This window comes from Streptomyces sp. NPDC013157 (assembly GCF_042899865.1).
Lineage (GTDB): Bacteria > Actinomycetota > Actinomycetes > Streptomycetales > Streptomycetaceae > Streptomyces.
The window spans coordinates 193,001-219,117 of the sequence record NZ_JBIBAK010000019.1; the positions used below are offsets into that span (position 1 = coordinate 193,001).

The following is a 26,117-nucleotide window of genomic DNA, read 5'->3' on the forward strand; positions in this document are numbered from 1 at the left end:
TGATGGTTCTCATCACTGTACGCGGCGGAAACGTTACGCTCGGTATTGGTTTAACGGCTCTTGGCCTGATCATCGCCCGCACGATACCGACCCGGTCGCGGGTGTCCGGCTGCGTCCGGCGGTCAGGCCAGCCCGTGCTGCTTCGCGTAGGCGGCCGCCACGTCCTCCGGGTCCTTCTTGTCGTTGTCCACCTGGCTGTTGAGCTGGGTGAGCTGCTCGGTGGTGAGGACGTTGCCCAGCCGGGCGAGGGCCTTGCGGACGGTGTCGTCCGCCTTGCGGTCGGCGATCAGTGGGACGATGTGCTGGCTGGGGATCAGGTTCTTCGGGTCGGCCAGCACCACCCAGCCGTTGGCGGCGATGTCGGTGTCGGTGGTGAACAGGTTGGCCACGTCCACGTCGCCCTTCTTCAGTGCGCCCTTGACGAGCGGCCCGTCCGAGTCCAGCGACTTGAACTCCTTGAACTCGACGCCGTACACCTCCTGCAGCCCGACCGCGCCCACCCGGCGCTTCTTCACCTCGGGCGCGGCCCCGATGACCAGCTTGCCGTTCTGCTTGGCGAGGTCGGCGAGGGAGGTCAGGCCGTACTTCTGGGCGGTGGCCCGGGTGACGACGAAGCAGTCGGAGTCGGCGGCCTGCCCGTACGGCAGTACCTGGAGGCCGGCGGGCAGCGCGAGGGTGAGCGCGTTCTGCATGGTGCCCGGCTCGGCGGAGGCGTCCTTGGGTGCGAGGTAGTTGAGGAGGGCGCCCTGGTACTCGGGCAGCAGGTCGATGTCGCCGGCCTTGAGCGCGGGGATCACGATCTCCCGGGTGCCGAGGTTGGGACGGACCTTCACCTTCACGCCGGCCTTCTGGAGCACGGCCGCGTAGAGGTAGCCGAGCACCTGGTTCTCGGTGAAGTTGGCGGTGCCGATGGTGATGCCGCCCTTGCTGGAGCCGCCGCCGGCGGTCGAGCCGCTGCTCTCGTTCAGGGAGGTGATGCCGCTGGAGCAGGCGGCGAGGGCGGGGACGGAGCCGGCGGCGAGCAGGCCACCGAGGAGAGTACGACGGTTCATGGGCGGGTTCCCTAGGCGGTGCGGTGGCGGAAGAGGAAGCGCTGGAGGGTGCTCAGGAGCAGGTCGAGGACGACGGCGACGAGCGCGACCAGTACCGCGCCGCCGAGCACCTGGACGAGGTCGCGCTGGGCGAGCCCGTCGAAGACGTAGCGGCCCAGGCCGCCGAAGGAGACGTACGCGGCGATGGTGGCCGTGGCGACGACCTGGATGAGCGCGAGGCGCAGGCCCGTCATGATCAGGGGAAGGGCGAGCGGCAACTCGACCTGGAAGAGGACCTGGTGGCCGCGCATGCCCTGGCCTCGGGCCGCGTCGCGGACGTCCGGGTCGACGGCGGTCATGCCGGCGTAGGTGTTGGTGACGATCGCGGGGACCGCGAGGGCGACCAGCGCGACGTACACCGGCAGCATCGACAGGCCGCCCGCGAGGAAGACCAGGACGACCAGGCCGACGGTCGGCAGGGCGCGGCCGAAGGACGCCAGGTTGATGGCGAGGAACGCGCCCTTGCCGGTGTGGCCGATCAGCAGGCCGAGGGGGAGGCCGATCGCGGCCGCGATGAGGGTCGCGAGCAGCGAGTACTGGAGGTGCTCGGCGAGGCGGTGGGCGATGCCGTCCTGCCCGGCCCACTGGGAGCCGCTGGTCAGCCAGGTGCCGAGGTTCTTGAAGAGTTCGAACATGTCAGGCTCGCCTCCGCCGCCACGGGGTCAGTACGTACTGGAGGGCCACCAGCAGGGCGTCCGCGACCACCGCGAGCAGGATCGTGAGGACCACGCCCACGATCACCGGGGTCGGGAAGTCGCGCTGGAAGCCGTCGGTGAAGAGCTGGCCGAGGCCGCCGTCGCCGATGTAGGTGGCGACGCTCACCAGCGAGATGGACATGACCGTGGCGATCCGGACGCCCGCCATGATCACGGGGAGGGCGAGCGGGAGTTCGACGGTGAGGAGGGTGCGCAGCGGGCGGGTGCCCATCGCCTTCGCCGCCTCCTTGGTCTTCGCGGGGACCGAGTCGAGGCCCTCGACCGTGTTCCGCAGCAGCACGACCAGCGTGTAGACGGTCAGGCCGATGACGGTCGTGGTCCGGGTCAGGCCGCTGACCGGGAGCAGCAGCACGAAGATCGCGATCGAGGGGATCGTGAAGAGCACGTTCGAGAGGCCGAGCAGGAAGCCGCGCAGCGGGCGGACCCGGTGGGCGACCACCGCGAGCGGCAGCGAGATCACCAGGCCGAAGAAGACGGCGGTCATGGCGGCCTGGAGGTGGGAGAGGGTGAGGCTGGTGAGGTCGTCGGTGTGGTCGCCGATCCACGACCAGTCGACGGTCATGCCGCCACCACCCGGGCCGCGCTGTGCGCCTGGCCGGCGTGCACGTGGATGTCGTCGCGGGACGAGACGCCGGTGAGGACCCCTTGGGCGTCCACCCGGGCGACGAGTCCGGTCGGGGAGGCGATCGACTCGTCGAGCGCCGCGAGCAGGGAGTCGTCGTCCGTCAGCGGCCGTACGGGGAGTTCGGCGTCCTTCGAGGCCCAGTGCAGGGGCTTGCCCGCCGGGTCGAGGACGAGGGTCCAGGCGCCGCCCTGGGGTGCCGGGCCCTGCGGGACGTCGGCGAGGGTCTGCAGGGAGAGCAGCTTCAGGCCCCGTTCCGCGCCGAGGAAGTCGGCCACGAAGTCGTCCGCGGGCCGGGCCAGCAGCTCGGCGGGCGGGGCGCACTGGACGAGGTGCCCGCCGGTGCGGAAGATCGCGATCCGGTCGCCGAGCCGGACGGCCTCGTCGACGTCGTGGGTGACGAAGACGATGGTCTTGTTCAACTCCTTCTGGAGCCGGAGCAGTTCGTCCTGGAGCTGGGTGCGCACCACCGGGTCGACCGCGCCGAACGGCTCGTCCATCAGCAGGACCGGCGGGTCGGCGGCGAGGGCACGGGCCACGCCGACGCGCTGCTGCTGGCCGCCGGAGAGCTGGTGCGGGTAGCGCTTGCCGGCGTCTGCGGCGAGGCCGACGGTCTCCAGGAGTTCGGCGGCGCGGGCGCGGGCCTTCTTCCGGTTCCAGCCGAGCAGCAACGGGACGGTGGCGACGTTGTCCAGCACCGTGCGGTGCGGGAAAAGGCCGGCCTGCTGGATGACGTACCCGATGGACCGGCGCAGTTCGGCGGCGTCCTGCTCGGTGACGTCCTTGCCGTTCACCTTGATCGTGCCGGAGGTCGGCTCGACCATCCGGTTGATCATCCGCAGGGTGGTGGTCTTGCCGCAACCGGAGGAGCCGACCAGGACGGTGACCCCGCCCTCCGGCATCTCCAGGGAGAGATCGTGGACTGCTGTCGTGCCGTTGGGGAAGCGCTTGTGGACCGCATCGAACTGGATCATGAGATGTCCCTTGCCCGGCTGTATAACGTCATGCAGAGTTCTCGGTAGGTGAATAGGTTGTCAACGGTCTCGCGTTAATCCGAGGTAACGGATGACCGGTGGACAAGATCGGGTGTCCGGATTAAGGGAGGTTTGGGCGTGATGTCGTCTCGTATCTTGGACACTCCTGGAATAGCGCATTCCGGCCTGGTGGTCCTCGACGGCATCGGCATGGGCGTCGAGGACGTCGTACGCCTCGCCGACGGCACCGCCCGCCCGGTCCCGGGCACCGAGGCGATGCGCCGCGCGGAGGAGTCCTGGAACGCCGCCCGGCAGATCGCCGCGACCGGCCGCGTCTACGGCCGTTCCACCGGCGTCGGCGCCAACCGGAACGAGGACGTGCCCACCGAGGCCGCCGCCGGGCACGGACTGCGGCTGCTGCGCAGCCACGCCGGGGCGATCGGCGACGAACTGCCCGCCCGCCAGGTCCGCGCGATGCTCGCGGTGCGCGCCAACCAGCTGCTCGCCGGCGGTGCCGGACTGCGGCCGAGCGTGGTCACCGCCCTGTGCGAGGCGCTGGAGGCCGGCGCCCACCCGGTCGTCAACGAGTTCGGCTCGGTCGGCACCGGGGACATCGCGGCGCTGGCCCAGATGGGCCTCGCGCTGGCGGGGGAGCACCCCTGGCGGGGCACCGGGGCGCCGGCGGCCCAGCCGCTGGACAACAACGACGCCCTCGCCCTGATCAGCAGCAACGCCCTCACGCTCGGCCAGTCGGCGCTCGCCCTGCACGAGCTGCGCGGGCTGATCGAGGCCACCCAGGTGGTGGCGGCCCTGTCGCTGCTGGCCGTCGACGGCTCCCACGAGGCGTTCGCGGCGCCCGTCCACGCGGCCCGCCCGCACCGGGGCAGTGTCGAGGTCGCCCGCCGGATGCGGGAGCTGATCGGCGCCGCCGACCGGCCGACCCCGCCGCTCGGCCGGATCCAGGACCCCTACGGCTTCCGCTGCCTGCCCCAGATCCACGGCCCGGCCCACGACGCCGCCGACGCCCTGGAGCAGGTCCTCGCCGTCGAGATCAACGCGGCCGCCGAGAACCCCCTGATCTCCGCCGAGGACCTGGCCGCCTACCACCACGGCGGCTTCTACCAGGCCCAGCTCGCCCTCGCCCTGGACCACTTCCGGCTCGCCCTCACCCAGGTCGCGCGCCTGTCCACCTCCCGCCTCTCCTCCCTCAACGAGCCCGCCTTCACCCGCCTGCGCCCCTTCCTCGCCGACCAGGAGCCCGCCTCCTCCGGCGTGATGATCCTGGAGTACGCCGCCGGCGCCGCCCTCGGCGACCTGCGCGCCTTCTCCGCGCCCGCCTCCCTCGGGCACGCTGTACTCTCCCGAGGCGTCGAGGAGCAGGCCAGTTTCGCCTCGCTCGCCGCCCGTCAAACGCTGCGCGCCTGCCGTGCGTACCGTCTGGTGGTCGGCTGCGAACTCGTCGCCGCCGTACGGGCGCTGCGCCAGCGCGAGCTGCGTCCCGACCCCGGGCTCGGGGCCGGGCAGGCGCTGGAGCTCGCCGAGGCGGCGCTGGAGGCGGACCCGGCCGACCGGCCGCTCACGGACGACGTCACCGCGGCGGCCGGGCTGCTCGACCGGTTCACGGACATCTGGAGGGGGAGCACGTCATGAACGTGACCGACAGCCCTGCGACTCGCTTGCAGGCGCTCTTCGAAGGGCACCGGCTCACGCCGACCCAGCGGCGCATCGCGCACAGCATGGTGCGGCGCGCCGCCGACGTGCCCTTCCTGTCCAGCGTGGAGCTGGCCGAACTGGCCGGGGTCAGCCAGCCCTCCGTCACCAGGTTCGCGGTCGCCCTCGGCTTCGACGGCTACCCGGCGCTGCGCAAGCACCTGCGCGAGGTGGTCCCCGCCGAACAGGCGGCCGGCAACGGGTCGTACAACGAGTACCAGCAGGCCGTCGAGGCCGAGATCGAGAACCTGAGGCACCTCGCCGAGGTGCTCGCCGACCCGCGCCCGGTGCAGCAGGCCGGCCGGCTGCTCGCCGCCTCCCGGCCGCTGCCGGTGCTCGGACTGCGCGCCGCCGCCTCGCAGGCGTACGGCTTCGCCTACTTCGCCGCCAAGGTGCATCCGGACGTACGGCTGCTCAACGAGGGCGGCACGATGATCCACGACCGCATCGACGCGGCCGTCCTCGCCGGGGCCTCGGCGCTGCTGTGCTTCGCGCTGCCCCGGCATCCGCGCGAGGTCGTCGACACCCTCGGGTACGCGAAGGAGGCCGGGCTGACCGTCGTGACCGTCGCCGACTCCGCCTTCGCGCCCGTCGCCAAGGTCTCCGACCTGCTGCTGCCGGCCGCCGTCGGCACCGGGCTCGCCTTCGACACCGCGTGCGCGCCGATGCTGCTCGGCCGGGTGCTCCTGGAGGCGATGTGCGACGACCTGCCGGACGCGCAGGCCCGCCTGGAGGAGTTCGACACGCGGGCGGCGGCGCGGGGGCTGTTCGTCGAGTGAACCCGCACCGAGAGGTTCTTTAAGACTCGTCTCACGTTCGCTGGTTAGCGTCCCGCCATACGGACTGGACCGACACCGGCGAGGAGGCTGCGGACATGGCGCGTGCGGGACGAGAGGGGCGCGGCGGACAGGGCCTGGCCCGGGTGGCCGTGGTCGTACGGGCCGGGGCCGCGCCGCTGTGGTGGTCCGGGGTGTTCGCCGCGGGCGTCGGGGCGCTGCCGCCGGGGTTCACCGGCCGCCGCATCGGCGTCATGGCCGGGGCCGCGCTGTTCATCATCGGCGCCGCGGTCGTGGCGCTCACCCGCCGCAAGCGGTACACCGCCCTCGCCCACGGGGCCGCCCGGGCCGGCAGGCACGACGTGCTCCAGGACCGGGCGGTGACCGTGCGGAACTGGCGCCGGGGGCACCGCTGGTGGCTGCTGCTGGCCTTCGCCGTCGCCCTCGGCTCGGCCTTCGTGGTGCCCGCGGCGGGCGGCATGCTGCTCGCCGGGACCGGCACCGGGCTGCGCCTGAAGGCGGCCTGGCTGGGCCGCCGGGAGAAGACCGGCGAACAGCTGCTCTGGCTGCGCGTCGACTGGCTCGACAAGCGCGGCGGCCGCCCGGCCGGCAAGGGCGTCAGGGCCTACCGCGGTACCGGCATCGCGGCGGGCGACGCGGCCCCGGGCGGGGCCCGCCGCCGCACCGCGGCACTGGTCTGAAGGTCGCCTAGACCTCCAGGTCCTCTTCGATCCGCTTCAGCTGGTGGCGGGCCATCGCCAGGTTGGCGCGGGACTGGTCGAGCACCAGGTAGAGGAAGAGGCCGTTGCCGCCCCGGCCCTTGAGCAGCCGGATCAGGTGGTACTGGTTGGAGAGCGTGATCAGGATGTCCTCGATCTCGCCCTTGAGGCCGAGGTGCTCCATCGTGCGCATCTTGGCCCGGATCACGTCGGTGTTGCCGGCCGCGGCCACGTTCAGGTCGAAGGACTTGCTGCCGCCCATCGTGCCCAGCGCCATCCCGCTGGTGTAGTCGACGAGCGCCACGCCGGTGGCGCCCTCGATGGAGGTGAGGCACTCTTTCAGCGCGGTTTCGGTGTTGGCCATGACTTTCTGGTTCCTTTCAACTGTCGGTTGCAGTGCGCGCGTCGGTGGTGGTGCTGGTGCGTGGCGTGCGCGTGGTTCTGGTCCGTGTGGCTGTGCTGCGGGCCGGGCGCAGGGCCTTGGCGGCGGCCTCGGCGGCGTCGACCGTCTCGCCGATCCGGGCGGCTGCCCGGCGGCCCTCCAGGTGAAGCCGGCCGACGTTCACCCGGTCCTCGGCGAGCAGGGTGAGCACGGCGCTGCGGCCGGCGGCGTAGGTGGCGACATAGCCGTCCTCGCCGCGTACCAGCAGCTCCCTGAGCTCGCCCTTGCCGGTGGCGTCGGAGACCCGGACGGCGACACCGAGCTCGGCCGCGGTGAGCGCGGCGAGACCCTCCGGATCGACGCCCGGGCAGTCGTGGGCGACGACCAGGCCGTCGACACCGGCCGCGAGGGCGCCGGTGAGCTGGGGCATCCGGGTGCGTAACCGGCGCAGTTCGTCGAGGACGGCCTCTCTGTCGGAGCTGCCGGGTTCTGCCGCCATCAGCTGTCTCCTCTCGGCGGGGCGGTGCCGTTCAAAGGGCCTCCAGCGCATCCCTGAGCCTCTTCAGCAGCGCGATGTCGGGGTCGGTGACCGGGGGAAGCGGGGGCGGGACGGGCGCGGTGTTCCTCGGGGCGAGGAGTCCGGCCGCCGCCAGCCGCCGTACGTCCACCAGCGTGTGGAAGGCCGGTCTGCCCAGCTCCCGGGCGATCTGCGGGGCCGTGCGGACGCCGTCCACCCGGTCCAGGACCGCCCGCTGCCGGGGGGTGACCGGCGGTGGTGCGACCGGGTCGGCGCGGATCAGCGGGGCGCCGTCCGCCGACGGGTCGGGCCAGATGCGGTGCAGCAGCTCGCGGCGGCGCAGCGTCTCGCGCTCCAGGCCGGTGACGGGCACGGCACGCAACGGGCCGGCGACGGCGGTGCCGTACCGGAACCGGCCCGGGGTGCTGCTGGGCGCCAGCGCGAAGTACCCGGCGTCGTACAGGGCGCTGAGCCGGGACAGCTCCAGGGCGCCCCTCGGGAGCAGGCCGGCGGTGAGCAGCCGGTGGGTCGCGGCGGGTATGTCGTCGGTCCAGGGCCAGGCCGCCGCGTCGAGCGTGCCGTGGGCCGTGAGGAGCACGTCGAGGCCGGGGGCGAGCGGGCTCTCGGCGTGCACCACGCGGCCCTCGGCCAGGTGCAGGGTGCCGTGCTCGCGGACCAGGACTCCGGTGGCCCGCTCCTCGGCGAGGCGTATCAGCATCGGGGAGAGCGCGCCGGGCACTCTCTCGTGCAGGGCCGTGCGGTCCCGGACCGGCAGCGGCGGCGGTGTCTCGACCACGGTCATCCCAGCACCAGCCGCTCGGCCATCTCGCCGAGCCGGATCCGGGCGAGGGCGAGATTGCCGTCCTCGCGGGTCAGCCACAGGTGCAGGAACACGGTGGCGTCGAAGGACGTGACCACGAACCGCAGCAGGTGGTAGCTGTCCCGGTTGCTGACGATCAGGTCCTCCACCGGAGGGCTCACCTCGGTGTCGTCCTCCGTGCTGAACGCCCCGTGCTCGGCGGCCAGCCGGGCCAGCTCGGCGGCCTCCGCGGCGGTCGTCTCGTGGTCACCGCCGGGCGCCTCCCCGACCGTGCCCAGGGCCAGCCCGCTGGTCCAGTCGACCAGCGCGGCGCCCCGGGCACCGGGCAGTCGCATGGCTTCCAGTAAGCACTCGTCGATTCCGGGCACCGTGGCTCCCCTCCCGCCGCGTGGCTCTCCGGTTGAGTGACGCAGACACTACGCAACGTGTGCGGGAGGGGTGAGTCGTTTGGCATTTTCCAGTGGAACATGCACCCGGCAGGCTAGTGTTGGTCAACTGGGCTGCTTTTCACACCAGTTGATCGCCGCTGTCCGAGGTGTCTCAACGGCTCTCGGTTGCGCGCAGGGTGGTGAGCGCGTCGGCGTGCGCCCCTCCGGATTCGGCCACCACCTCGGCGACCGTCTGCGGCTCCCGTACGACGGCGAACGCCACGCCCCCGTCGCCGTCCGGTACGAAGCCGTAAACCCCGGGCCGGGCAAGGGAGTTGTAGGAGTAGTGGCTGCCGAAGTAGTACGCCCCGGTGTCCAGCGCCGCCGCGAGGTCCCCTTGCTCCAGCGGCGGCAGCACGCGCCCCTCGGCGAGCAGGTCGCCCGCGAAACAGGCCGGCCCCGCCACGTCCTGCACCACCGGCGCCCCCTCCTTGGGCCGCCCCTTCGCGTCGTACGCGGCGATCCTGAGCGGCCACGCCCCCGGCACGTACACCGTCCGCGGCGCCACCTGCACCCCCGCGTGGGTCACCGCGATCCGCCGCCCGCCGGAGCTCTTCGCGTACTCCACCCGGGCCAGCACCGTGCCGTGCCGGGCCAGCAGCGACCGCCCGAACTCCGTCACCAGCCCGTACCGCCCGTCGAACAGCCCAGGCACCGCCTCCGCCAGCAGCCGCGCGTACTGCGCGTGCGTCGGCTCCGTCGCCTCGGAGGCGAAGTTGACCGAAAGCCCGCCCCCGATGTCGAGGGTGTCGACCTGGTGCCGCCCGACGCGCGCGTTGATCTCCTCGGCCAGCGCGTACGTCTCCGCCACGCCCCGCGCCAGCAGCGACAGCGAGATCCCCTGCGACCCGGTGTGCGCGTGCAGCCGGGTCAGCCACGGCCGCTCCGTGAACGCCCGGACGACCCACTCCCGGGCCCCTTCGTCCCGCAGTCCCACCCCGAACTTCGAGGTCGCGGTCGCGGTGGAGGTGGCCCCGATGGTCCCGGCCCCGATCTGCGGGTTCACCCGGATCCCGAGCGGCGAACGGGTGGGGCCGGCGTGCCGGAACGCGTCGATCCTGGTGAGCTCCTGCGGGTTGTCCGCGTTCACGGCGACGCCCAGCGCCAGCGCCTCGCGCAGCTCCGCCGCCGTCTTCGCGGGCGCGTCGAACACGATCCGCTCCGCCGGCACCCCGGCCGCCCGTGCCAGCGCCAGCTCGCCCGCGCTCGCCACCTCGGCGCCCAGGCCGGCCCCGGCCAGCAGCCGCACCACCGGGACCAGCGGGTTCGCCTTCACCGCGAAGGCGTGCAGGATCGCGGTGCCGGGCGCCGCGACCGCATCGAAAGCCCGGCGCAGCTCCGCGGCCGACGCGCGGATGCCCGCCACGTCCAGCAGGCCTACGATCGGCGCGTCCGGCCCCAGCAGTCCCTGCTCCACCGCCGCCCGCACGGCGTCGTCCCGCCGCCCGACCCGCTCTCCGTCGTCCCCGTGTCCGTCCACGGCATCCCCCGACATGTCGTCGTGCACACCCTTAAGACCCATAAGTCCAGCCAAACATCCGGAACGTGGCAGCGCTGCCGGACCAATGTATTGACTAGTTCTATTCAGCGAGTCAGGATGTGAATAACCGCAGGAACACTTCGCTGGCCGTTGATCCCTGATCCGCTAGGAGGCAGACCATGTCAGGACCCCGCCCCGTACGAGCACCGCGCGGTACGGAACTGAGCGCCCTGGGATGGCAGCAGGAAGCCGCCCTGCGGATGCTGCAGAACAACCTGGACCCCGAGGTCGCCGAGCACCCCGACAAGCTCGTCGTCTACGGCGGCACCGGCAAGGCCGCCCGCGACTGGCGCTCCTTCGACGCGATGGTCCGCACGCTGAGGACCCTCAAGCAGGACGAGACCATGCTGGTCCAGTCCGGTCGCCCGGTCGGCGTCATGCAGACCCACGAATGGGCCCCGCGCGTCCTCATCGCCAACTCCAACCTCGTCGGCGACTGGGCCAACTGGGAGGAGTTCCGCCGCCTGGAGGCCCTCGGCCTGACCATGTACGGCCAGATGACCGCCGGCTCCTGGATCTACATCGGCACCCAGGGCATCCTCCAGGGCACCTACGAGACCTTCGCCGCCGTCGCCGCCAAGAAGTTCAACGGCACTCTCGCCGGGACCATCACCCTCACCGCCGGCCTCGGCGGCATGGGCGGCGCCCAGCCCCTCGCGGTCACCATGAACGACGGCGTCGCGATCTGCATCGACTGCGACCCGCGCGCCATCGAGCGCCGCATCGAGCACCGCTACCTCGACGTGAAGGCCGACAGCCTGGAGCACGCCCTCCAGCTGGCCACCGAGGCCCGCGACGCCCGCCGCCCGCTCTCCATCGGCCTGCTGGGCAACGCGGCCGAGCTGCTGCCGCGGATGCTCGCCGAGGGCGCCCCGATCGACATCGTCACCGACCAGACCTCCGCGCACGACCCGCTGTCCTACCTGCCGGTCGGCGTCGCCTTCGAGGACATGGCCGACGCCGCCGCCAAGGACCCGGCCGGCTTCACCACCCGCGCCCGTGAGTCCATGGCCCGCCACGTCGAGGCCATGGTCGGCTTCATGGACGCCGGCGCCGAGGTCTTCGACTACGGCAACTCCATCCGCGGCGAGGCGCAACTGGCCGGATACGACCGGGCGTTCGCCTTCCCCGGCTTCGTCCCCGCCTACATCCGACCGCTCTTCTGCGAGGGCAAGGGCCCCTTCCGGTGGGCGGCCCTGTCCGGCGACCCCGCCGACATCGCCAAGACCGACCGGGCGATTCTCGACCTCTTCCCGGAGAACGAGTCCCTCGCCCGCTGGATCAGGATGGCCGGCGAGCGGGTCCAGTTCCAGGGGCTGCCCGCGCGGATCTGCTGGCTCGGGTACGGCGAGCGGGACAAGGCCGGCGACCGGTTCAACGACATGGTGGCGAGCGGGGAGCTGGCAGCACCGCTGGCCATCGGGCGTGACCACCTCGACGCCGGATCGGTCGCCTCGCCGTACCGCGAGACCGAGGCCATGCTCGACGGCTCCGACGCGATCGCCGACTGGCCGCTGCTGAACGCGATGGTCAACGTGGCGTCGGGTGCGTCCTGGGTCTCCATCCACCACGGCGGCGGGGTCGGCATGGGCCGGTCCATCCACGCGGGCCAGGTGACGGTCGCCGACGGCACGAAGCTGGGCGGCGAGAAGACCCGCCGGGTCCTGACCAACGACCCCGGCATGGGTGTCATCCGGCACGTGGACGCGGGGTACGACATCGCGGAGTCGGTTGCCGAGGAGCGCGGGGTTCGGGTGCCGATGCGCGAGGGTGACGACGCGTGACGAAGGGCGGGGACTCCTCGATGGGGGCTGAGGTCTCGTCGCCGGCTGCGGGTGCGGCTGTGCCCACCCGTTCCGCCCCGCGGAACGACTGCCCACAGCCTGTACGGCCTGTGCGGGGCGAGGGCGCGCAGCCTGAGCAGCCTGTGCGGGGCGAGGGCGTGCAGCCCGGTGCCACACCGGTCGGCGGTGCGGCCTCCTTCCACGCCATGTGGCGGGAGCTGCTGCCCGTCGGCCGGCACCCCGACTCCCGCGGTTACCGGCGTTTCGCGTGGACCGGGGCCGATGCCGACTGCAGGGCCTGGTTCCGGGAGCAGGCCGAGGGGCGTGGGCTGGCGTACGAGGTCGACCGGAACGGGAACCAGTGGGCCTGGCTCGGGGACCCGGCGGCCGGGGATGCCGTCGTCACCGGGTCGCATCTGGACTCCGTCCCGGACGGCGGGGCCTTCGACGGCCCCCTCGGTGTCGTGTCCTCCTTCGCCGCGCTCGACGAACTCCGGGGGCGAGGGGTGGCGTTCACCCGGCCCCTCGCCATCGTCAACTTCGGTGACGAGGAGGGCGCCCGGTTCGGGCTCGCCTGTGTCGGGTCCCGGCTGACCGCGGGGCACCTGACCGTCGAGCAGGCCCACCGGCTCACCGACGGCGACGGCATCACGCTGCCGCAGGCCATGGAAGCCGCCGGCTACGATCCCGACGCCATCGGGCCCGACCCCGAGCGGCTCGCGCGCATCGGTGCCTTCGTCGAACTGCACGTCGAACAGGGCCGGGCGCTGGACCTGTCCGGCGACCGGGTCGGCATCGCCAGCGCCATCTGGCCGCACGGCCGCTGGCGGTTCGACTTCCGCGGCGAGGCCAACCACGCGGGCACGACGCGGCTGGTGGACCGGCGCGACCCCATGCTGTCGTACGCCGAGACCGTGCTCGCCGCCCGCCGTGAGGCCGAACTCGCCGGTGCCGTCGCCACCTTCGGCAAGATCGCCGTCGAGCCGAACGGCGTCAACGCCATCCCCTCCCTGGTACGCGGCTGGCTCGACTCCCGCGCCGCCGACCAGGCCACCCTCGACACCGTCGTCGGCGGCATCGAGAAGGCCGCCCGGGAGTACGCGGAGGCGCACGGCATCGACCTGGACGTGGTCCGCGAGTCGTTCACGCCGGTCGTCGAGTTCGACCACGCCCTGCGGGACGAGCTGGGGCGCCTTCTCGGCCGGGACACCGGTCTCACCGTGCCCGTCCTGGGTACCGGTGCCGGACACGACGCCGGGATCCTCTCCGGGAGCATCCCGACCGCCATGCTGTTCGTGCGCAACCCCACCGGCGTCTCGCACTCCCCGGCCGAGTTCGCGGCCGAGGACGACTGCGTGGCCGGGGTGAGCGCGCTCGCCGACGTACTGGAAGGGCTGGCCTGCGGGTGACGACACGGACGACGTACTGGTTGGAGCATGCCTGGCTGGACACGCACGTCGAGCCGGGTGTCGCCGTGGAGGTGGCCGACGGCCGGATCACGGCGGTCCGCACCGAGGTGCCCGTGCCGCCGCCGGGTGCCGAGGTGCTGCGCGGCCTCACCCTCCCCGGCCTGGCGAACGCCCACTCGCACGCCTTCCACCGTGCCCTGCGCGGCACCGTCCAGGTCGGCTCCGGGACCTTCTGGACCTGGCGCGAGCTGATGTACGCCTTCGCCGACCAGCTGACCCCGGAGACCTACCACGCGCTCGCCCGCGCGGTGTACGCCGAGATGGTGCTGGCGGGCGTCTCCTGCGTCGGCGAGTTCCACTACGTCCACCACGCCCCCGGCGGCACCCCGTACGCCGACCCCAACGCCATGGGCGAGGCGCTGATCGCGGCGGCCGCCGACGCCGGGATCCGCATCACCCTCCTCGACACCGCCTACTTGTCCTCGGGCTTCGGCGAGCCGCCCAACACCCACCAGCTGCGCTTCTCCGACGGCAGCGCGGAGGCCTGGGCCGAACGCTGTTCAGTTCTCAAGGAACGGGATCACGCACGGATCGGGGCGGCGGTCCACTCCGTACGGGCCGTGCCCGCCGGGCAGTTGGCGACCGTGGCCGGCTGGGCCGAGGAGCGGCGGGCCCCGCTCCATGTGCACCTGTCCGAGCAGACGGCGGAGAACGACGCCTGCCAGGCCGCCCACGGCTGCACACCCACTCGGCTGCTCGCCGACCACGGCGTCCTCGGCCCGCGCACCACGGGCGTCCACAACACCCACCTGACCGACGAGGACATCGCGCTGCTCGGCGGCTCCGGCACCGGCACCTGCATGTGCCCGACCACCGAGCGCGACCTGGCCGACGGCATCGGACCGGCCGTCGCCCTGCAGCGCGCGGGCTCGTCGCTCTCCCTCGGCTCCGACAGCCACGCCGTCATCGACCTGCTCGAAGAGGCCCGCGCGATGGAGCTGAACGAGCGGCTGCGCACCCGCACCCGGGGCCACTGGACGGCCGCGGCCCTGCTGCGCGCCGCCTCTGCCGACGGGCACGCCGCCCTCGGCTGGGACGACGCGGGCGCCATCGAGACCGGCATGCTCGCCGATCTCACCACCATCGCCCTGGACTCGGTCAGAACGGCAGGACCGCTGCCGCGGCTCGGCGCCGAGACGGCCGTATTCGCGGCGACCGCGGCGGACGTACGGCACACGGTCGTCGGAGGCCGTCACGTCGTACGGGACGGCGTGCACACCCTCGTACCCGATGTGCCACAGGCCCTCGCGCGGGCCGTCGAAGCCCTTCGCGCCTGACGACCAGCCCACCCAAGGACTCCGACGAGGACGCCATGAGCAGCAGCACCGCCATCACCAACATCGCCACGCTGGTCACCAACGACCCCTCCCTCGGTGACAACTCCCCTCTCGGTCTGATCCAGGACGCGGCCGTCGTCGTCGAGGACGACCGCGTCGTGTGGACCGGTGAGTCAAGCAAAGCACCCGCCACTGACAACCGGGTCGACGCGGGCGGCCGGGCGGTGCTGCCGGGCTTCGTGGACTCCCACTCCCACCTGGTCTTCGCGGGTGACCGCACCCAGGAGTTCAACGCCCGCATGTCCGGCCGCTCCTACACGGCGGGCGGCATCCGGACGACCGTCGCGGCCACCCGCGCCGCCACCGACGAGGAGCTGGAGCGGAACCTCACGCACTACCTCGCCGAGGCCCTCCGCCAGGGCACCACCACCTTCGAGACGAAGTCCGGCTACGGCCTGACGGTCGCCGACGAGTCCCGCGCCCTGCGCATCGCGGCGCGGCACACCGACGAAGTGACGTACCTGGGCGCCCACATCGTCTCGCCCGACCACGCCGACGACCCGGCCGCCTACGTCGACCTCGTCACCGGCGAGATGCTCGACGCCTGCGCCCCCTACGCCCGCTGGATCGACGTCTTCTGCGAGAAGGGCGCCTTCGACGGCGACCAGGCCCGGACGATCCTCACCGCGGGCAAGGCCAAGGGCCTGACCCCGCGCATCCATGCGAACCAGCTCTCCTACGGCCCCGGCGTCCAGCTCGCCGTGGAACTCGACGCGGCCAGCGCCGACCACTGCACCCACCTCACGGCAGCGGACGTGGACGCCCTCGCCAACAGCCGGACCGTCGCCACCCTCCTGCCCGGTGCCGAGTTCTCCACCCGCGCCGAATGGCCCGACGCCCGCCTCCTCCTCGACGCCGGCGCGACGGTCGCCCTCTCCACCGACTGCAACCCCGGCTCGTCCTTCACCTCCTCCGTCCCCTTCTGCATCGCCCTGGCCGTGCGGGACATGCACATGACCCCCGACGAGGCGGTCTGGTCGGCGACGGCGGGCGGCGCGGCGGCCCTGCGCAGGGACGACATCGGCCGCCTGAGCCCCGGCGCCTACGCCGACCTGCTCCTCCTGGACGCCCCGAGCCATGTCCATCTGGCGTACCGGCCGGGGGTGCCGCTGGTCAGCGGGGTGTGGCGGAAGGGCGTACGGGTCGCCGGCTGAGTCAGCCCGCCCCCGCCCGCCAGCGCTGGCCCGTGCCGTCGTTCACCGGGTCCAGGGAGAGCTGGTCGTCGCCGGACGGGGTGAGCGCCGTCTCGAGGGCTGTTTCCGGGCGGATCTCGCCGTCGGGGGTCACGGTGAAGCGGAGGTTGTCGCCGTGGTCGCCGTCCACCGAGTCGCAGCTCCAGATGCCGACGCCCTTGTCGACCGAACCCCGGCTGTCCAGGCAGAAGTCGGGGTCCGCGGCCGACTGCAGGACGCCCCGGTCCAGGTCGACCCGCCAGCGCTGGGCGGCGGAGCCGGAGCAGGGGGCCGTGATGACGTCGGTGCCGTTGTCGAAGTCGCCGTCGCGGACGTCCAGGCAGCGGGCGGTGGCGAGGTTCACGACCTGGGCGTAGGACGTTCCCGGCGGTTTGGGTTTGGGGCTGGGGGAGGGGGTGGGGCTTGCGGACGGGGTCGGGGTATGTGACATAGCACTGGCACTGGGCGTGGCGGAGACACCGGACGGCGTCGGCGAGACGGTCGCCGTGGCCGTCACCGTCACCTGGGGGCTCGGTGGCGGCGGGGTCGCGGCGGCGGGGTCGGGGGCGTGGCTGTCCCGGTGGGCCAGCAGGACCAGCAGCAGCGGTACCAGGGCCACGCCCAGCGCCGTGGAGGTCAGGAGCAGGCGCCGCGACGGCTGGCGGCGCTGCCGGGGCGAGGCGGGGTCGGCGAGTGGTGCCGGCGGGGCTTCGTGACGTGCGTACGCCGTTCCGGCCCAGGGCAGCAGGCCCTCCGCCAGGGTCTCGCGCGGGGCGTCCCGGAGCGCGGTGAGGTCCTCGAACGCGGCCGTGCAGTGCGGGCAGTGGGCCATGTGCGCGTGCAGGTCCGGGCTGTGGCGGGGGTTCTCCGGGCGGACCGACTCCTCGATCAGGCGGCGGAAGTCCGCGCAGCGCGGGTCGTCGGAGGCGGCCAGGCGGCTGCGGAGGCAGGCCTGGGCCAGGGACTGCAGGGCGGGCGGGGTGTCGTACCGGAGGTCCTCGGGGGTCAGGCCGAGACAGGCGGCGGTCCGCTCGGCGGGCTCCTGGTCCAGCACGCCGTACCAGATCAGGCCCTGGGTGCGGGACGGCAGGGACTGGAACGCCGGGAGCAGCGGCGGGGTCGGGCCGCCGGGGGCACCGGAGGAGTTCAGGACCAGCAGGAGGGTGGGGTCCAGGGCCGCGGAGTGATCGTCGCCGGACCAGCCTGCGGCCAGCCGGGCGGTGAGCAGGAGCAGGTGGTGGCGGAGGGGTACGACCGGCTCGGCGCCGCGCGCGATGTCGCGGGCGGCGGTGGTGAAGGTCTGCGCGGTGAGCCTGCGGGCCGCCGCGTCGCCGGCCGTGCAGAGGCGGGCGTAGGCGAGGACGGCCGGGTGGTGGCGGGCGCGGAGTTCCTGGAGGGCGGGGTAGGCGGTGGGGGTGGGGGTGCGCAGGAGCTCGGTCAGGCGGGTGTCCGAGGGTGGACCGCCCTGGATGTCCTCGACCATCGTGCACCCCTTCTCGCGGGCCGTCCTTCCTGACGTACCGGCCAGTTTGGGGTGTGACTCGCGGTAGCGGGGGAGCTTTGGCCAAAGACGCGGCGGGCCGGGGCGGGAGCCGGGGGTGGGGGATCCCCGTCGCCCCGGCGGCGCAACGGTCCGGCCGGGGTCATTCGTCCAGCGTCAGCGCCCTGCGCAGTTGTACGAGCGTGCGGGACAGCAGCCGGGAGACATGCATCTGGGAGATCCCGAGTTCGTCGCCGATCTCCGACTGGGTCATGCCCGCGACGAAGCGGAGGGAGAGGATGGTGCGGTCCCTGGCCGGGAGCTCGGCGATGAGGGGCTTCAGGGACTCGATGTACTCGATGCCCTCCAGGCCGTGGTCCTCGTAGCCGATGCGGTCCGCCAGGGAGCCCTCGGACTCGTCCTCCTCGGGCTGTGCGTCCAGGGAGGAGGCCGTGTAGGCGTTGGACGCGGCCATGCCCTCGACGACCTCCTCGTTGGAGAGGCCGAGGCGTTCCGCGAGTTCCGCGACGGTGGGGGCGCGGTCCAGTTTCTGGGCCAGTTCGTCGCCCGCCTTGGCGAGGTCGAGGCGGAGTTCCTGGAGGCGGCGCGGGACGCGTACCGACCACGACGTGTCGCGGAAGAAGCGCTTGATCTCGCCGATGATGGTCGGCATCGCGAAGGTGGGGAACTCGACTCCGCGGGAGAGCTCGAAGCGGTCGATCGCCTTGATCAGGCCGATGGTGCCGACCTGGATGATGTCCTCCATCGGCTCGCTGCGGGAGCGGAAGCGGGAGGCGGCGAACTTGACCAGCGCGAGGTTCAGCTCGACGAGGGTGTTGCGGACGTACGAATATTCGTGCGTGCCTTCCTCCAGCGACTCCAGCCGCTCGAAGAGGGTCTTGGACAGGGCTCGCGCGTCGACCGCGTCGACCTCGTCGTACGGGGGGATCTCCGGGAGTCCGAGTTCCGCGAAGAATCCCTCGATGGCATCCAGTGGTTCCGGTGGGGGTGTCGACGTCGCCGTCAGGGTGTGCGAGGCGTCGAGCCGGGGTGACATGGTGTCCTCCATCGTTCTCGGCAATAAGGCTGCCGGAGCCGTGCGTGCACTGCGGTGTGCGGCGCCTCCAAAGCCGGCCGTGTCGGTTACGTGTCCCTACTAGCCCTACCCGCTCCGCCGAGCCACTCGCAAGTCCGTTCTATTAGTGTTTGTCCTGTTCTGCGAGGTTGTTCGGGTGTCGGGTTGCGTGCAGAAGGCGTAATGTTCGAGGGCGCCGACACGGCGTTCGGCGGACATCGGTGGGCATCGTCAGACATCGGTCAGACGGTGGCAAAAGCGGTCACGACCTCGGGAGAGAGACGGCAATGGACCACGGGACGGTCGGCAGCGCACAGTCGGGCCGGCTGCTGGTGGAGGTGCGGGAAGAAGGCTCCAGCGCCGTCGTGATTCCGGCGGGTGAGCTCGATCACCACACCGCCGACCTGTTGCGCGAGCCGCTCGACGATCTCCTCGACAAGGGGTTCTCACGCCTTGTCGTCGACTGCTCGCGCCTTGAGTTCTGCGACTCCACCGGGCTGAACGTGCTGCTCGGCGCCCGGCTGCGGGCCGAGGCCGGCGGGGGTGGGGTGCACCTCGCCGGGATGCTGCCCGTCGTCGCCCGGGTCTTCGAGATCACCGGCGCCGAGGCGGTCTTCACCGTCCACGACTCCGTCGAGGCGGCACTGGCCGACGAGGACGGCAGGGGCGGCGGGACCGGCACGACCGGCGGCGAGGGCTGAGCCCCGGCCGGCCCGGCGTCCGGAACCGGGGGGTGTTCCCGTGGATCGCTCGGGCAGGAGAGATCCTGGATCTGCTGTCGCCCGGCCCGGCCCTGTTCGAGTCGGTCGCGCCGGCAGGCCCGTACGAACTGCAGCAACCCGAAATTTTTCATGTGAACCGGTGAATCGGTGAGGTGAAGCGCTGATGAGCACCACCCGGCCTTACCCGCCGGGCGACCGCGGCCCGGAGCCCAGCGGCGCTTCGGGGATGTCCGAGGGGGCGGCGTCCGACGAGCTGCCGGCCTCGACGGGGGGTCGTCAGGTCCGCAGGCTGCGCCTCCACGGCGAGAGCGGGGTCGTACCGCTCGCCCGCGATTTCACCCGCCAGGCGCTGCACGCGTGGGGGTGGTTGCCGGCCGCGACGGCCGACCGCAGGGCCGCCGCCGAGGACGTGCTGCTCGTCGTCTCCGAGCTCGTCACCAACGCGTGCCTGCATGCGGAGGGGCCGGACGAGCTGTTCCTGGCCTGCGACAAGAAGGTGATCCGGGTGGAGGTGTCCGACCGGGGGGCCGGGCAGCCGGCGCCGCGGACGCCGCACCGGGCGGGGCGGCCGGGGGGGCACGGGATGTTCATCGTGCAACGGCTCTGTCTGGACTGGGGGGTTGTGCGGACGGCCGGGGCGGCCGGGAAGACCGTGTGGGCGGAGTTGGGGGCACCGGCGTAAGAAGGCGCCGCTCCCGGGGTCGTTTTTCGGCTGACGGCCGGTGGGGGCTTGTCGCGCAGTTCCTCGCGCCCCTGTGGGGCGCCGCAGGCGCTTCGGTATCCCCACACTTCCGCCACGCCCTTTCTCTTCCCTCCTTATGAGCCCCGGCGTACCTTGACGGCCGAATCTGATACCTCGTCAGTAACGAATGGGGTGGACCGACCGTGTCGTCGTACCCGAAACGTACCGCCGTGCTCGCGTCCGCCGCCGCCCTGGCCGGATCGGCGGTGCTGCTCGCCGCCCCCGCGGCGCACGCCACCGTCGTCAACGTCAACTACAAGTGCACGACACCGATCGGTCCGAAGAGCGCTGTCTCTCCGATCGACATCAAGGGCGTCAAGAGCGGCAGCGGCTACAAGATCACGATGTCCTGGCAGAAGGGCGTCTCCTCCAGCCCCGTCGAACTCGGCAAGGGTGCCGTGAACCCGAGCGCCGTCATCAAGATCGGCGGCGCCGACAGCGGCACCCTGAACGTCACCGGCGCCGCCAACCAGGCCGCGATCCCCGCCAACACCCCCATCAAGATCAACGACCTGAGCGGCACGTACACCCCGGAGAAGTCCGGCAAGGTGACGTTCACGGCGGGCACGCTGACCATCAAGGCGCTCGGTACGACGACCACCTGCACCCCCACCAACAACCCCGGCCCGTCCCTGACCCTGGACGTGACCGCGGCCGGGGGCGGTTCGAGCAGTTCCGGCAGTTCCGGCAGTTCCGGCTCGTCGTCCGGCGGCACCGGCACCGACTCCGGAGGCACCCTCCCGAAGACCGGTCCCGAGGACTCGTTCGTCGCCCTCGGCACCCTCGGCGGCACCGTGCTGCTCGCGGGCGCGGCGGGCACGCTCTGGCTGACCCGGCGGAATCAGACCGTACGCCGCTGACCTCCGGGTCCGACCGCTGGAGCCGCCCATGCCGTCCGCCCAGTCCGTCGCCCAGCTGCTGGGGCTGTCCCTGCTGACCCTGTTCGCCGCCGCTCCCCGAGCGATGGCGGCCGAGGGCTGGTCCCTCGCGCCCGCGGGCGGCGGCCGCCCGTCCTTCTACGCCGAGGGCACCCCCGGGACGGTCCTCCAGGACACCGTGTCGGTGACCAACTCCGGCGGCCACCCCGTCACGGTACGGCTGACCGGCACCGGCACCGCCGTCCCCGTCACCTTCGCCGAGCAGAGCGTGCGCGTCCCCGCCCGTACCCGCGCCGACGTCCCCTTCACCGTGACCGTCCCGGCGGGCGCGGCCCCCGGCGACCGCACCGGCACGCTCGTGGCGAGGGACACCCACGGCCGCACCGCAACCGCCCGCATCCGTCTGCGCGTCGGCGGACCCGCCCTCTCCGCGCTGACCGTCGAACACCTCGCCGTCCACGGCGACCGCATCACGTACGAGCTGGTCAACAGGGGCACGACCGTGCTCGTACCCAGGCTCGCGGTGCACGCCGACGGAGTCTTCGGCCGGGTCCTCCTGGACCGGTCACCGCGTACCCTCCCCGTCCGTCTCGCCCCGGGCAGCCGTACCCGGCTCAGCGAGCCGTGGCCCGGCCATCCCGCCCTGGACGTGGCCGAGGTCCGCCTGACGGCGGCGGCGGGGGGCGCACAGGACACGGCGAGCGCGCAGGCCCGGTTCGTGCCCTGGGGCGCGGTGGCGGTGGCCGCGGGCGCGCTGACGGCGGGGGCCGCCGTGACGGCCGTACGACTACGCAGGCGGCGTGCCCACCGGGCGGCCGAACCCACCTCCACGGAGGTCGAGTTGACAGGAGCGGCGAGGTGAGGGTGCGGGTGTTCCTGATGCTGACGGCGGTGTTCTCGCTGTTCCTGGCGGCACCCATGGCGGCAGCCGCCGACGGGCCGGCCGTCAAGGTCTCCAAGTCCCAGGCCGGCACCGGTGGTTCGGTCACCGTCAGCGGCACCGGCTGGCGGCCGCACACCCTGCTGATGATGCTGGTCTGCGGTCAGTCCAGCCCGTCCCGGGGCGTGATCGGCGGCACCAACTCCTGTGCCAACGCCGACGGACGGGCCGTCACCACCGACGCGAACGGCTCCTTCGGCAAGCAGCTCCCGGTCGCCGAACCGCCGGTTCCCTGCCCCTGCGTGGTGCACGTGGCCACCGTGACCGGCGCCAGTGCCGACGCGGACGTCTCCTTCCAGGTCGCCGGCCACCCCGTCAAGGCGCTGCCCGCCGAGCCCACCGGCGGCCGCCTGTCGATGCTCACCGACACCCGCCTCGACGGCTCCTCGGGCCTGCTGACCTGGTTCGGCGCACCCCCCTCCCGCACCCTCGTCTTCACCATCGGCAACGCGGGATCGAGCACCCTCAAGGACCCGGTCTTCCAAGTCGGCACCGCGCACGGCGTGTTCGCCCCCGAGTGGGACGAGCAGCAGTGGCACGGCACCCTCGCGCCCGGCAAGAAGGCGCAGGTCAAACTGCCCGTCGAACTCTCCGCCGGGGCACACGGCGACTACACCGTCTCCCTCAGGTACGACGGCAAGGTCCTCGCCGAGGAGCCCTGGGGCGTCGGCCGCCCCTGGGGCGTGACCCTCTTCTGGCTCCTGCTCTGCGTGGTCGTACCGGCGGCGGTCTTCCGCATCGGCATGGCGGTGGTGGACCGGGTACGGCCGCCCCGCGCCGGCGGCATCCGGCACCGGGGAGTGCCCCGCCCGGTCTTCCGCGTGCCGCGCCTGCGCGCCGCGGAGCCCGCGCCCTCGGCGGCCCCCACCACCTCGACCCTGCCGTGGTTCACCCCGGACTCCGGTCCGGGCGCGACGGCCGACCGGCTCTCCGCACCGCACGACGACAGTTCCACGAGTCCCACGACTCCGACGACGAAAGGACCGACGTGATCATGCGAAGGAGAGTGACACCGGTACCGGCCAGAGCGGGCGCGGCGGCGGCCGCCCTGGTCCTCGCCGGGGCGGGCGCCCTGCTCGGCGCGGCCGCGGGGACCGCCCAGGCGGCCGAGGTGTCGTACGCCACCCACTGCGTACCGCCCGCCGGGGTCGCCGACCCGATCGACGGGACCACCAAGGTCGAGATCACCGCGCCCGCCACGGCGAAGGTCGGCGACACCGTCGACATCACCTGGAAGTTCGTGCAGGCCGCGTCCAAGAACCCGGACATCATCGACCTGCCTGCGAACACGGTCCAGCCGTCCGGCACGGTCAAGGCGGCCGGCGCCCAGACCGCCGACATCGCCCTGCAGGGACCGCGCGAGAACCCGGCGATCCCCAAGGGCGGCGACATGGTGCTGTCCGACATGACGGGCTCGCTGAAACTGACCTCGCCCGGCGAGGTGACGCTCACGCCGGACGCGTACACGGTCAACGCGTACGGGACGAACACCGTGTGCACCCCGACGGGCACGGTGGAGAAGGCCGCCACGATCGAGGTGACCGGAAGCGGTTCGAGCGGCTCGGCGAGCCCGTCGGACACCACCTCGGCGTCGACGTCGCCCTCCGGCTCGGCATCCCCCTCCGACTCGGCGTCGGCCTCCGCGTCCGCATCGGCCTCCGACGGCACGGGGAGCGGCCAGACCGACTTCACGGGCAAGGAGGTCGACATCCCCTACGCCTGCAAGACACCCATCGGCGACAAGAGCGCGACCTCGCCGGTGCAGATCAACGCCAAGAAGGACGGCGGCAGCTTCGCCCTCACCGTGCAGTTCAACGGGTCGGTGATGGACAGCCCCGCCGACATCCCGGCGGACTCGGTGAAGCCGTCGATGGAGGTGGTCCTGGGCGGCGCCGACAAGGGCACGGTCCATGTGGAGGGCCCCACCAACTCCTCCGCGATCAAGTCCGGCGACCCGATCGAGATCCCGGACCTCACGGGCACGTACAAGCCGGGGGCGAGCGGCGAGTCGACGCTGTCACCGGGCGTCCTGACGGTCGAGGCCCTCGGCACGACGACCACCTGCACCCCGACGAAGACCGAGGTCTCACTGACCCTGGACACGACGCAGCAGGCGAGCGGGGCATCGGGCAGCACATCTACGTCGGGCGGCTCGTCGAGCAGCGGCAGTAGCGGCGGCCTCGCAGAGACCGGTGACAACAGCAACGGCGCGCTGAAGGCGCTGGGCCTCGTGGCGGGAACGGCCATCCTGCTGGGCGGCGCTGTGTTCACCTTCATGCCTCGAAAGAGGACGCGCTGATTCCCTAGGGGCGCTGGGGGTACCCCCGGCCGAAGGCTGGGGGAGGAACTGCGCGACCAGCCACACACAACGGACAGCCGAAAACGCACGAGGGCCACCGGAATCCAAAATCCCGGTGGCCCTCTGTCGAAGACGTCAGTGAACGTCGCCCATGAGCTCCCGGACCTTCTTCCGGTACAGCCACACAGCCAGACCGGCGACCACGGCGAGGACCGCCTGGAACGCCACGATCCCCGTCTTGTTCAGGTCGACACCCGCGATGGACAGCAGACCCGTCGTCGCGTCACCCGCGGTGACCGCGAGGAACCACACACCCATCATCTGGGACGCGTACTTCGCGGGCGCCATCTTGGTCGTCACGGACAGCCCCACCGGGGACAGCATCAGCTCACCCACGGTCTGCACGAAGTAGATCCCGACCAGCCACATCGCCGCGGCCTTGTGCCCGCCGTCCGCGATCGACAGCGGCGCGAGGAACAGGAAGAACGACGCACCGATCAGCACCAGACCACCGGCGAACTTCACGGCCGTGCTCGGCTCCTTGCCGCGCCGCGCCATCGCCAGCCACGCCCAGGCGAAGACCGGCGCGAACGCCATGATCATGACCGGGTTGACGGACTGGTACCAGGAGACCGGGAAGTTCCAGCCGAAGATCGTGTTCTTGGCGGACGCGTCGGCGAACAGGGACACGGTCGAGCCGCCCTGGTCGTAGATCATCCAGAAGACGGCGGCGGCCACGAAGAACCAGATGTACGCGCTCATCTTGGACTGCTCGGCGCGGTCCAGGTCCTTGTCCCGCTTGATGCGCGCGATGACGACGACCGGGATCAGCAGACCGGCGATCGTGATCGGCACCAGCAGCCAGTTCAGCGTGTAGACGCCGGAGACACCCACGACGACGTAGAAGACCGCGGCGACGGCGGCCCAGAAGCCGGCCTTCGTCAGCGTCGCCTTCTTCTCCGCGGCGGACAGCGGCGTCGGGACGATGTCCGAACGCGAGCTCAGGTGGCGGGTGCCGAGCAGGAACTGGGCGAGACCCAGCGCCATGCCGACTGCGGCCAGCGCGAAGCCCAGGTGCCAGTTGTAGTTCTCGCCGACCGTGCCGATGACCAGCGGCGCGGCGAACGCGCCCAGGTTGATGCCGATGTAGAAGAGCGTGAAGCCACCGTCACGGCGCGGGTCGTCCGGACCCTCGTACAGGTGGCCGACCATCGTGGAGATGTTGGCCTTCAGCAGACCGGAACCTATGGCGACCAGGCCGAGGCCCGCGAAGAAGGTGCCGGCGCTGGGCAGCGCCAGCGTCAGGTGGCCGAGCATGATGATCGTGCCCGCGACGGCGACCGTCTTGCGGGGGCCGAGGACACGGTCGGCGAACCAGCCGCCCGGCAGGGCGAGCAGGTACACGAGCGACAGGTACACGGAGTAGATCGCCGTCGCCGTCGCCGCGTTCATGTGCAGGCCGCCGGGAGCGACCAGGTACAGCGGGAGCAGGGCCTTCATGCCGTAGTAGGAGAAGCGCTCCCACATCTCGGTCATGAAGAGGGTGGCCAGTCCGCGGGGGTGGCCGAAGAAGGTCTTCTCGGAACCGGGGGTGCCCGGTCGGACCGAGTCCTTCGTCAGGCTGGACGCCATGGTCGTTCCTTGCTGGTCGGAGCGCGCGGTGGGGCTCTGCGCGCCCGTGGGGGGAGCGGCCGGCACCGGCAGGGTCCGCCCGTCCACCCCACGCCCACAGGGATTCCGCCCCGGGTCGCGGGGCGGCGGACGGCGACCACCGGGATCCACGCTCCGTGACGCTGTGTCGCGTCCGGAGCCCGGCCAGAGGTCATTCCTTTCGAGGCTGGCAGGCCAGCCCGCACACAAAAGAGACCTTCAGTGTCAAGATGCCCACCAAAGGTCCCCGGGTGTACTACAGGCGTTCACGTCA

At 72.2% G+C, this 26,117-nt stretch carries 25 protein-coding genes; 13 read left to right on the forward strand and 12 right to left on the reverse strand.

Annotated elements, in window-relative coordinates:
- Window positions 1-122: 122 nt before the first annotated feature.
- From ACFY6U_RS42220 to ACFY6U_RS42235, 4 genes are read right to left on the reverse strand one after another with little or no spacing between them, the layout of a single operon-like run.
- Window positions 123-1,052, reverse strand: a complete 930-nt coding sequence (locus ACFY6U_RS42220) for an ABC transporter substrate-binding protein (RefSeq protein ID WP_388922637.1) — start codon at window positions 1,050-1,052, stop codon at window positions 123-125.
- A gap of 11 nt (window positions 1,053-1,063) precedes the next feature.
- Window positions 1,064-1,726 (reverse strand): ABC transporter permease, encoded by a 663-nt coding sequence (locus ACFY6U_RS42225; RefSeq protein WP_390047031.1) that lies wholly within the window; start codon window positions 1,724-1,726, stop codon window positions 1,064-1,066.
- 1 nt (window position 1,727) lies between these two features.
- Window positions 1,728-2,369: an ABC transporter permease gene (locus ACFY6U_RS42230; RefSeq protein ID WP_351716871.1), complete on the reverse strand. Its 642-nt coding sequence runs from the start codon at window positions 2,367-2,369 to the stop codon at window positions 1,728-1,730.
- Entirely contained in the window at window positions 2,366-3,403 is a 1,038-nt protein-coding gene (locus ACFY6U_RS42235) for an ABC transporter ATP-binding protein (protein WP_390047033.1), read from the reverse strand. The genes ACFY6U_RS42230 and ACFY6U_RS42235 overlap by 4 nt, the downstream gene beginning before the upstream one ends.
- A gap of 141 nt (window positions 3,404-3,544) precedes the next feature.
- Here ACFY6U_RS42235 and ACFY6U_RS42240 point away from each other — a divergent pair, with 141 nt between their 5' ends.
- From ACFY6U_RS42240 to ACFY6U_RS42250, 3 genes are all read left to right on the forward strand, one after another.
- On the forward strand, window positions 3,545-5,053 hold the full coding sequence (locus tag ACFY6U_RS42240) for an aromatic amino acid ammonia-lyase (RefSeq protein WP_390047034.1): 1,509 nt from the start codon (window positions 3,545-3,547) through the stop codon (window positions 5,051-5,053).
- A complete protein-coding gene (locus ACFY6U_RS42245; RefSeq protein ID WP_388922623.1) occupies window positions 5,050-5,892 on the forward strand; it encodes a MurR/RpiR family transcriptional regulator in 843 nt (280 codons plus the stop codon). The genes ACFY6U_RS42240 and ACFY6U_RS42245 overlap by 4 nt, the downstream gene beginning before the upstream one ends.
- Window positions 5,893-5,987: 95 nt before the next feature.
- The gene (locus ACFY6U_RS42250; RefSeq protein WP_390047036.1) at window positions 5,988-6,590 is read left to right on the forward strand and encodes a hypothetical protein; all 603 of its coding nucleotides are present in this window, start codon (window positions 5,988-5,990) and stop codon (window positions 6,588-6,590) included.
- Window positions 6,591-6,597: 7 nt separating this feature from the next.
- Here the strand turns inward: ACFY6U_RS42250 and ACFY6U_RS42255 are convergent, their stop codons facing one another.
- The 5 genes from ACFY6U_RS42255 to ACFY6U_RS42275 form a co-directional block, all read right to left on the reverse strand.
- Window positions 6,598-6,972 (reverse strand): hypothetical protein, encoded by a 375-nt coding sequence (locus tag ACFY6U_RS42255; protein ID WP_181802458.1) that lies wholly within the window; start codon window positions 6,970-6,972, stop codon window positions 6,598-6,600.
- Between the two features lie 16 nt (window positions 6,973-6,988).
- A complete protein-coding gene (locus ACFY6U_RS42260; protein ID WP_351489283.1) occupies window positions 6,989-7,489 on the reverse strand; it encodes a roadblock/LC7 domain-containing protein in 501 nt (166 codons plus the stop codon).
- Between the two features lie 31 nt (window positions 7,490-7,520).
- Window positions 7,521-8,309 (reverse strand): transcriptional regulator, encoded by a 789-nt coding sequence (locus ACFY6U_RS42265; RefSeq protein WP_390047039.1) that lies wholly within the window; start codon window positions 8,307-8,309, stop codon window positions 7,521-7,523.
- Window positions 8,306-8,695, reverse strand: a complete 390-nt coding sequence (locus tag ACFY6U_RS42270; RefSeq protein ID WP_046731666.1) for a hypothetical protein — start codon at window positions 8,693-8,695, stop codon at window positions 8,306-8,308. The genes ACFY6U_RS42265 and ACFY6U_RS42270 overlap by 4 nt, the downstream gene beginning before the upstream one ends.
- 172 nt (window positions 8,696-8,867) lie before the next feature.
- Window positions 8,868-10,250, reverse strand: a complete 1,383-nt coding sequence (locus ACFY6U_RS42275) for a diaminopimelate decarboxylase (RefSeq protein ID WP_390047041.1) — start codon at window positions 10,248-10,250, stop codon at window positions 8,868-8,870.
- 164 nt (window positions 10,251-10,414) lie between these two features.
- On the opposite strand from ACFY6U_RS42275, the gene hutU reads away from it, so the two are divergent.
- From hutU to hutI, 4 genes are all read left to right on the forward strand, one after another.
- Window positions 10,415-12,079, forward strand: a complete 1,665-nt coding sequence (gene hutU, locus ACFY6U_RS42280; protein ID WP_390047043.1) for a urocanate hydratase — start codon at window positions 10,415-10,417, stop codon at window positions 12,077-12,079.
- Window positions 12,080-12,285: 206 nt separating this feature from the next.
- Complete coding sequence (locus ACFY6U_RS42285; protein ID WP_390047141.1) at window positions 12,286-13,488, forward strand: allantoate amidohydrolase; 1,203 nt, start codon at window positions 12,286-12,288, stop codon at window positions 13,486-13,488.
- The gene (locus tag ACFY6U_RS42290; RefSeq protein ID WP_390047143.1) at window positions 13,479-14,825 is read left to right on the forward strand and encodes a formimidoylglutamate deiminase; all 1,347 of its coding nucleotides are present in this window, start codon (window positions 13,479-13,481) and stop codon (window positions 14,823-14,825) included. The genes ACFY6U_RS42285 and ACFY6U_RS42290 overlap by 10 nt, the downstream gene beginning before the upstream one ends.
- A 35-nt stretch (window positions 14,826-14,860) precedes the next feature.
- Window positions 14,861-16,039, forward strand: coding sequence for an imidazolonepropionase (gene hutI / locus ACFY6U_RS42295; protein ID WP_390047045.1), 1,179 nt, complete (start codon window positions 14,861-14,863; stop codon window positions 16,037-16,039).
- A gap of 1 nt (window position 16,040) precedes the next feature.
- Here hutI and ACFY6U_RS42300 read toward each other — a convergent pair whose 3' ends face one another.
- A complete protein-coding gene (locus tag ACFY6U_RS42300) occupies window positions 16,041-17,540 on the reverse strand; it encodes an RICIN domain-containing protein (RefSeq protein ID WP_390047047.1) in 1,500 nt (499 codons plus the stop codon).
- 160 nt (window positions 17,541-17,700) lie between these two features.
- Window positions 17,701-18,594 carry an RNA polymerase sigma factor SigF gene (locus ACFY6U_RS42305; protein ID WP_390047049.1) on the reverse strand — a complete coding sequence of 298 codons (894 nt, stop codon included), beginning with the start codon at window positions 18,592-18,594 and terminating at the stop codon, window positions 17,701-17,703.
- 305 nt (window positions 18,595-18,899) lie between these two features.
- On the opposite strand from ACFY6U_RS42305, the gene ACFY6U_RS42310 reads away from it, so the two are divergent.
- The 6 genes from ACFY6U_RS42310 to ACFY6U_RS42335 all read left to right on the forward strand — a co-directional run bounded on the left by ACFY6U_RS42310 (window position 18,900) and on the right by ACFY6U_RS42335 (window position 24,193).
- A complete protein-coding gene (locus tag ACFY6U_RS42310; protein WP_390047050.1) occupies window positions 18,900-19,313 on the forward strand; it encodes an STAS domain-containing protein in 414 nt (137 codons plus the stop codon).
- Between the two features lie 184 nt (window positions 19,314-19,497).
- Window positions 19,498-20,016 carry an ATP-binding protein gene (locus tag ACFY6U_RS42315; protein ID WP_390047052.1) on the forward strand — a complete coding sequence of 173 codons (519 nt, stop codon included), beginning with the start codon at window positions 19,498-19,500 and terminating at the stop codon, window positions 20,014-20,016.
- A gap of 203 nt (window positions 20,017-20,219) precedes the next feature.
- Complete coding sequence (locus ACFY6U_RS42320; protein ID WP_390047054.1) at window positions 20,220-20,936, forward strand: LPXTG cell wall anchor domain-containing protein; 717 nt, start codon at window positions 20,220-20,222, stop codon at window positions 20,934-20,936.
- Window positions 20,937-20,964: 28 nt separating this feature from the next.
- Window positions 20,965-21,816, forward strand: a complete 852-nt coding sequence (locus tag ACFY6U_RS42325) for a hypothetical protein (RefSeq protein WP_390047056.1) — start codon at window positions 20,965-20,967, stop codon at window positions 21,814-21,816.
- A 17-nt stretch (window positions 21,817-21,833) separates the two neighbouring features.
- Window positions 21,834-22,886 (forward strand): hypothetical protein, encoded by a 1,053-nt coding sequence (locus ACFY6U_RS42330; protein ID WP_390047145.1) that lies wholly within the window; start codon window positions 21,834-21,836, stop codon window positions 22,884-22,886.
- A 2-nt stretch (window positions 22,887-22,888) separates the two neighbouring features.
- Window positions 22,889-24,193 (forward strand): hypothetical protein, encoded by a 1,305-nt coding sequence (locus ACFY6U_RS42335; RefSeq protein WP_390047057.1) that lies wholly within the window; start codon window positions 22,889-22,891, stop codon window positions 24,191-24,193.
- A gap of 135 nt (window positions 24,194-24,328) precedes the next feature.
- On the opposite strand, the gene ACFY6U_RS42340 is transcribed toward ACFY6U_RS42335, so the two are convergent.
- Entirely contained in the window at window positions 24,329-25,825 is a 1,497-nt protein-coding gene (locus ACFY6U_RS42340; RefSeq protein WP_390047059.1) for an oligopeptide:H+ symporter, read from the reverse strand.
- Window positions 25,826-26,117: the final 292 nt, after the last annotated feature.

Bases quoted from the DNA above. Each gene is read 5' to 3' on its own strand.
- ACFY6U_RS42340 (WP_390047059.1), bottom strand. From the start codon at position 25,825: ATGGCGTCCAGCCTGACGAAGGACTCGGTCCGACCGGGCACCCCCGGT.
- ACFY6U_RS42220 (WP_388922637.1), bottom strand. From the start codon at position 1,052: ATGAACCGTCGTACTCTCCTCGGTGGCCTGCTCGCCGCCGGCTCCGTC.
- ACFY6U_RS42325 (WP_390047056.1), top strand. From the start codon at position 20,965: ATGCCGTCCGCCCAGTCCGTCGCCCAGCTGCTGGGGCTGTCCCTGCTG.
- hutU (WP_390047043.1), top strand. From the start codon at position 10,415: ATGTCAGGACCCCGCCCCGTACGAGCACCGCGCGGTACGGAACTGAGC.
- ACFY6U_RS42245 (WP_388922623.1), top strand. From the start codon at position 5,050: ATGAACGTGACCGACAGCCCTGCGACTCGCTTGCAGGCGCTCTTCGAA.
- ACFY6U_RS42265 (WP_390047039.1), bottom strand. From the start codon at position 8,309: ATGACCGTGGTCGAGACACCGCCGCCGCTGCCGGTCCGGGACCGCACG.
- ACFY6U_RS42260 (WP_351489283.1), bottom strand. From the start codon at position 7,489: ATGGCGGCAGAACCCGGCAGCTCCGACAGAGAGGCCGTCCTCGACGAA.
- ACFY6U_RS42305 (WP_390047049.1), bottom strand. From the start codon at position 18,594: ATGTCACCCCGGCTCGACGCCTCGCACACCCTGACGGCGACGTCGACA.
- ACFY6U_RS42285 (WP_390047141.1), top strand. From the start codon at position 12,286: ATGTGGCGGGAGCTGCTGCCCGTCGGCCGGCACCCCGACTCCCGCGGT.
- ACFY6U_RS42330 (WP_390047145.1), top strand. From the start codon at position 21,834: ATGCTGACGGCGGTGTTCTCGCTGTTCCTGGCGGCACCCATGGCGGCA.
- ACFY6U_RS42235 (WP_390047033.1), bottom strand. From the start codon at position 3,403: ATGATCCAGTTCGATGCGGTCCACAAGCGCTTCCCCAACGGCACGACA.
- ACFY6U_RS42225 (WP_390047031.1), bottom strand. From the start codon at position 1,726: ATGTTCGAACTCTTCAAGAACCTCGGCACCTGGCTGACCAGCGGCTCC.
- ACFY6U_RS42255 (WP_181802458.1), bottom strand. From the start codon at position 6,972: ATGGCCAACACCGAAACCGCGCTGAAAGAGTGCCTCACCTCCATCGAG.
- ACFY6U_RS42300 (WP_390047047.1), bottom strand. From the start codon at position 17,540: ATGGTCGAGGACATCCAGGGCGGTCCACCCTCGGACACCCGCCTGACC.
- ACFY6U_RS42275 (WP_390047041.1), bottom strand. From the start codon at position 10,250: ATGTCGGGGGATGCCGTGGACGGACACGGGGACGACGGAGAGCGGGTC.
- ACFY6U_RS42230 (WP_351716871.1), bottom strand. From the start codon at position 2,369: ATGACCGTCGACTGGTCGTGGATCGGCGACCACACCGACGACCTCACC.
- ACFY6U_RS42240 (WP_390047034.1), top strand. From the start codon at position 3,545: ATGTCGTCTCGTATCTTGGACACTCCTGGAATAGCGCATTCCGGCCTG.
- ACFY6U_RS42250 (WP_390047036.1), top strand. From the start codon at position 5,988: ATGGCGCGTGCGGGACGAGAGGGGCGCGGCGGACAGGGCCTGGCCCGG.
- ACFY6U_RS42310 (WP_390047050.1), top strand. From the start codon at position 18,900: ATGGACCACGGGACGGTCGGCAGCGCACAGTCGGGCCGGCTGCTGGTG.
- ACFY6U_RS42315 (WP_390047052.1), top strand. From the start codon at position 19,498: ATGAGCACCACCCGGCCTTACCCGCCGGGCGACCGCGGCCCGGAGCCC.
- hutI (WP_390047045.1), top strand. From the start codon at position 14,861: ATGAGCAGCAGCACCGCCATCACCAACATCGCCACGCTGGTCACCAAC.
- ACFY6U_RS42335 (WP_390047057.1), top strand. From the start codon at position 22,889: ATGCGAAGGAGAGTGACACCGGTACCGGCCAGAGCGGGCGCGGCGGCG.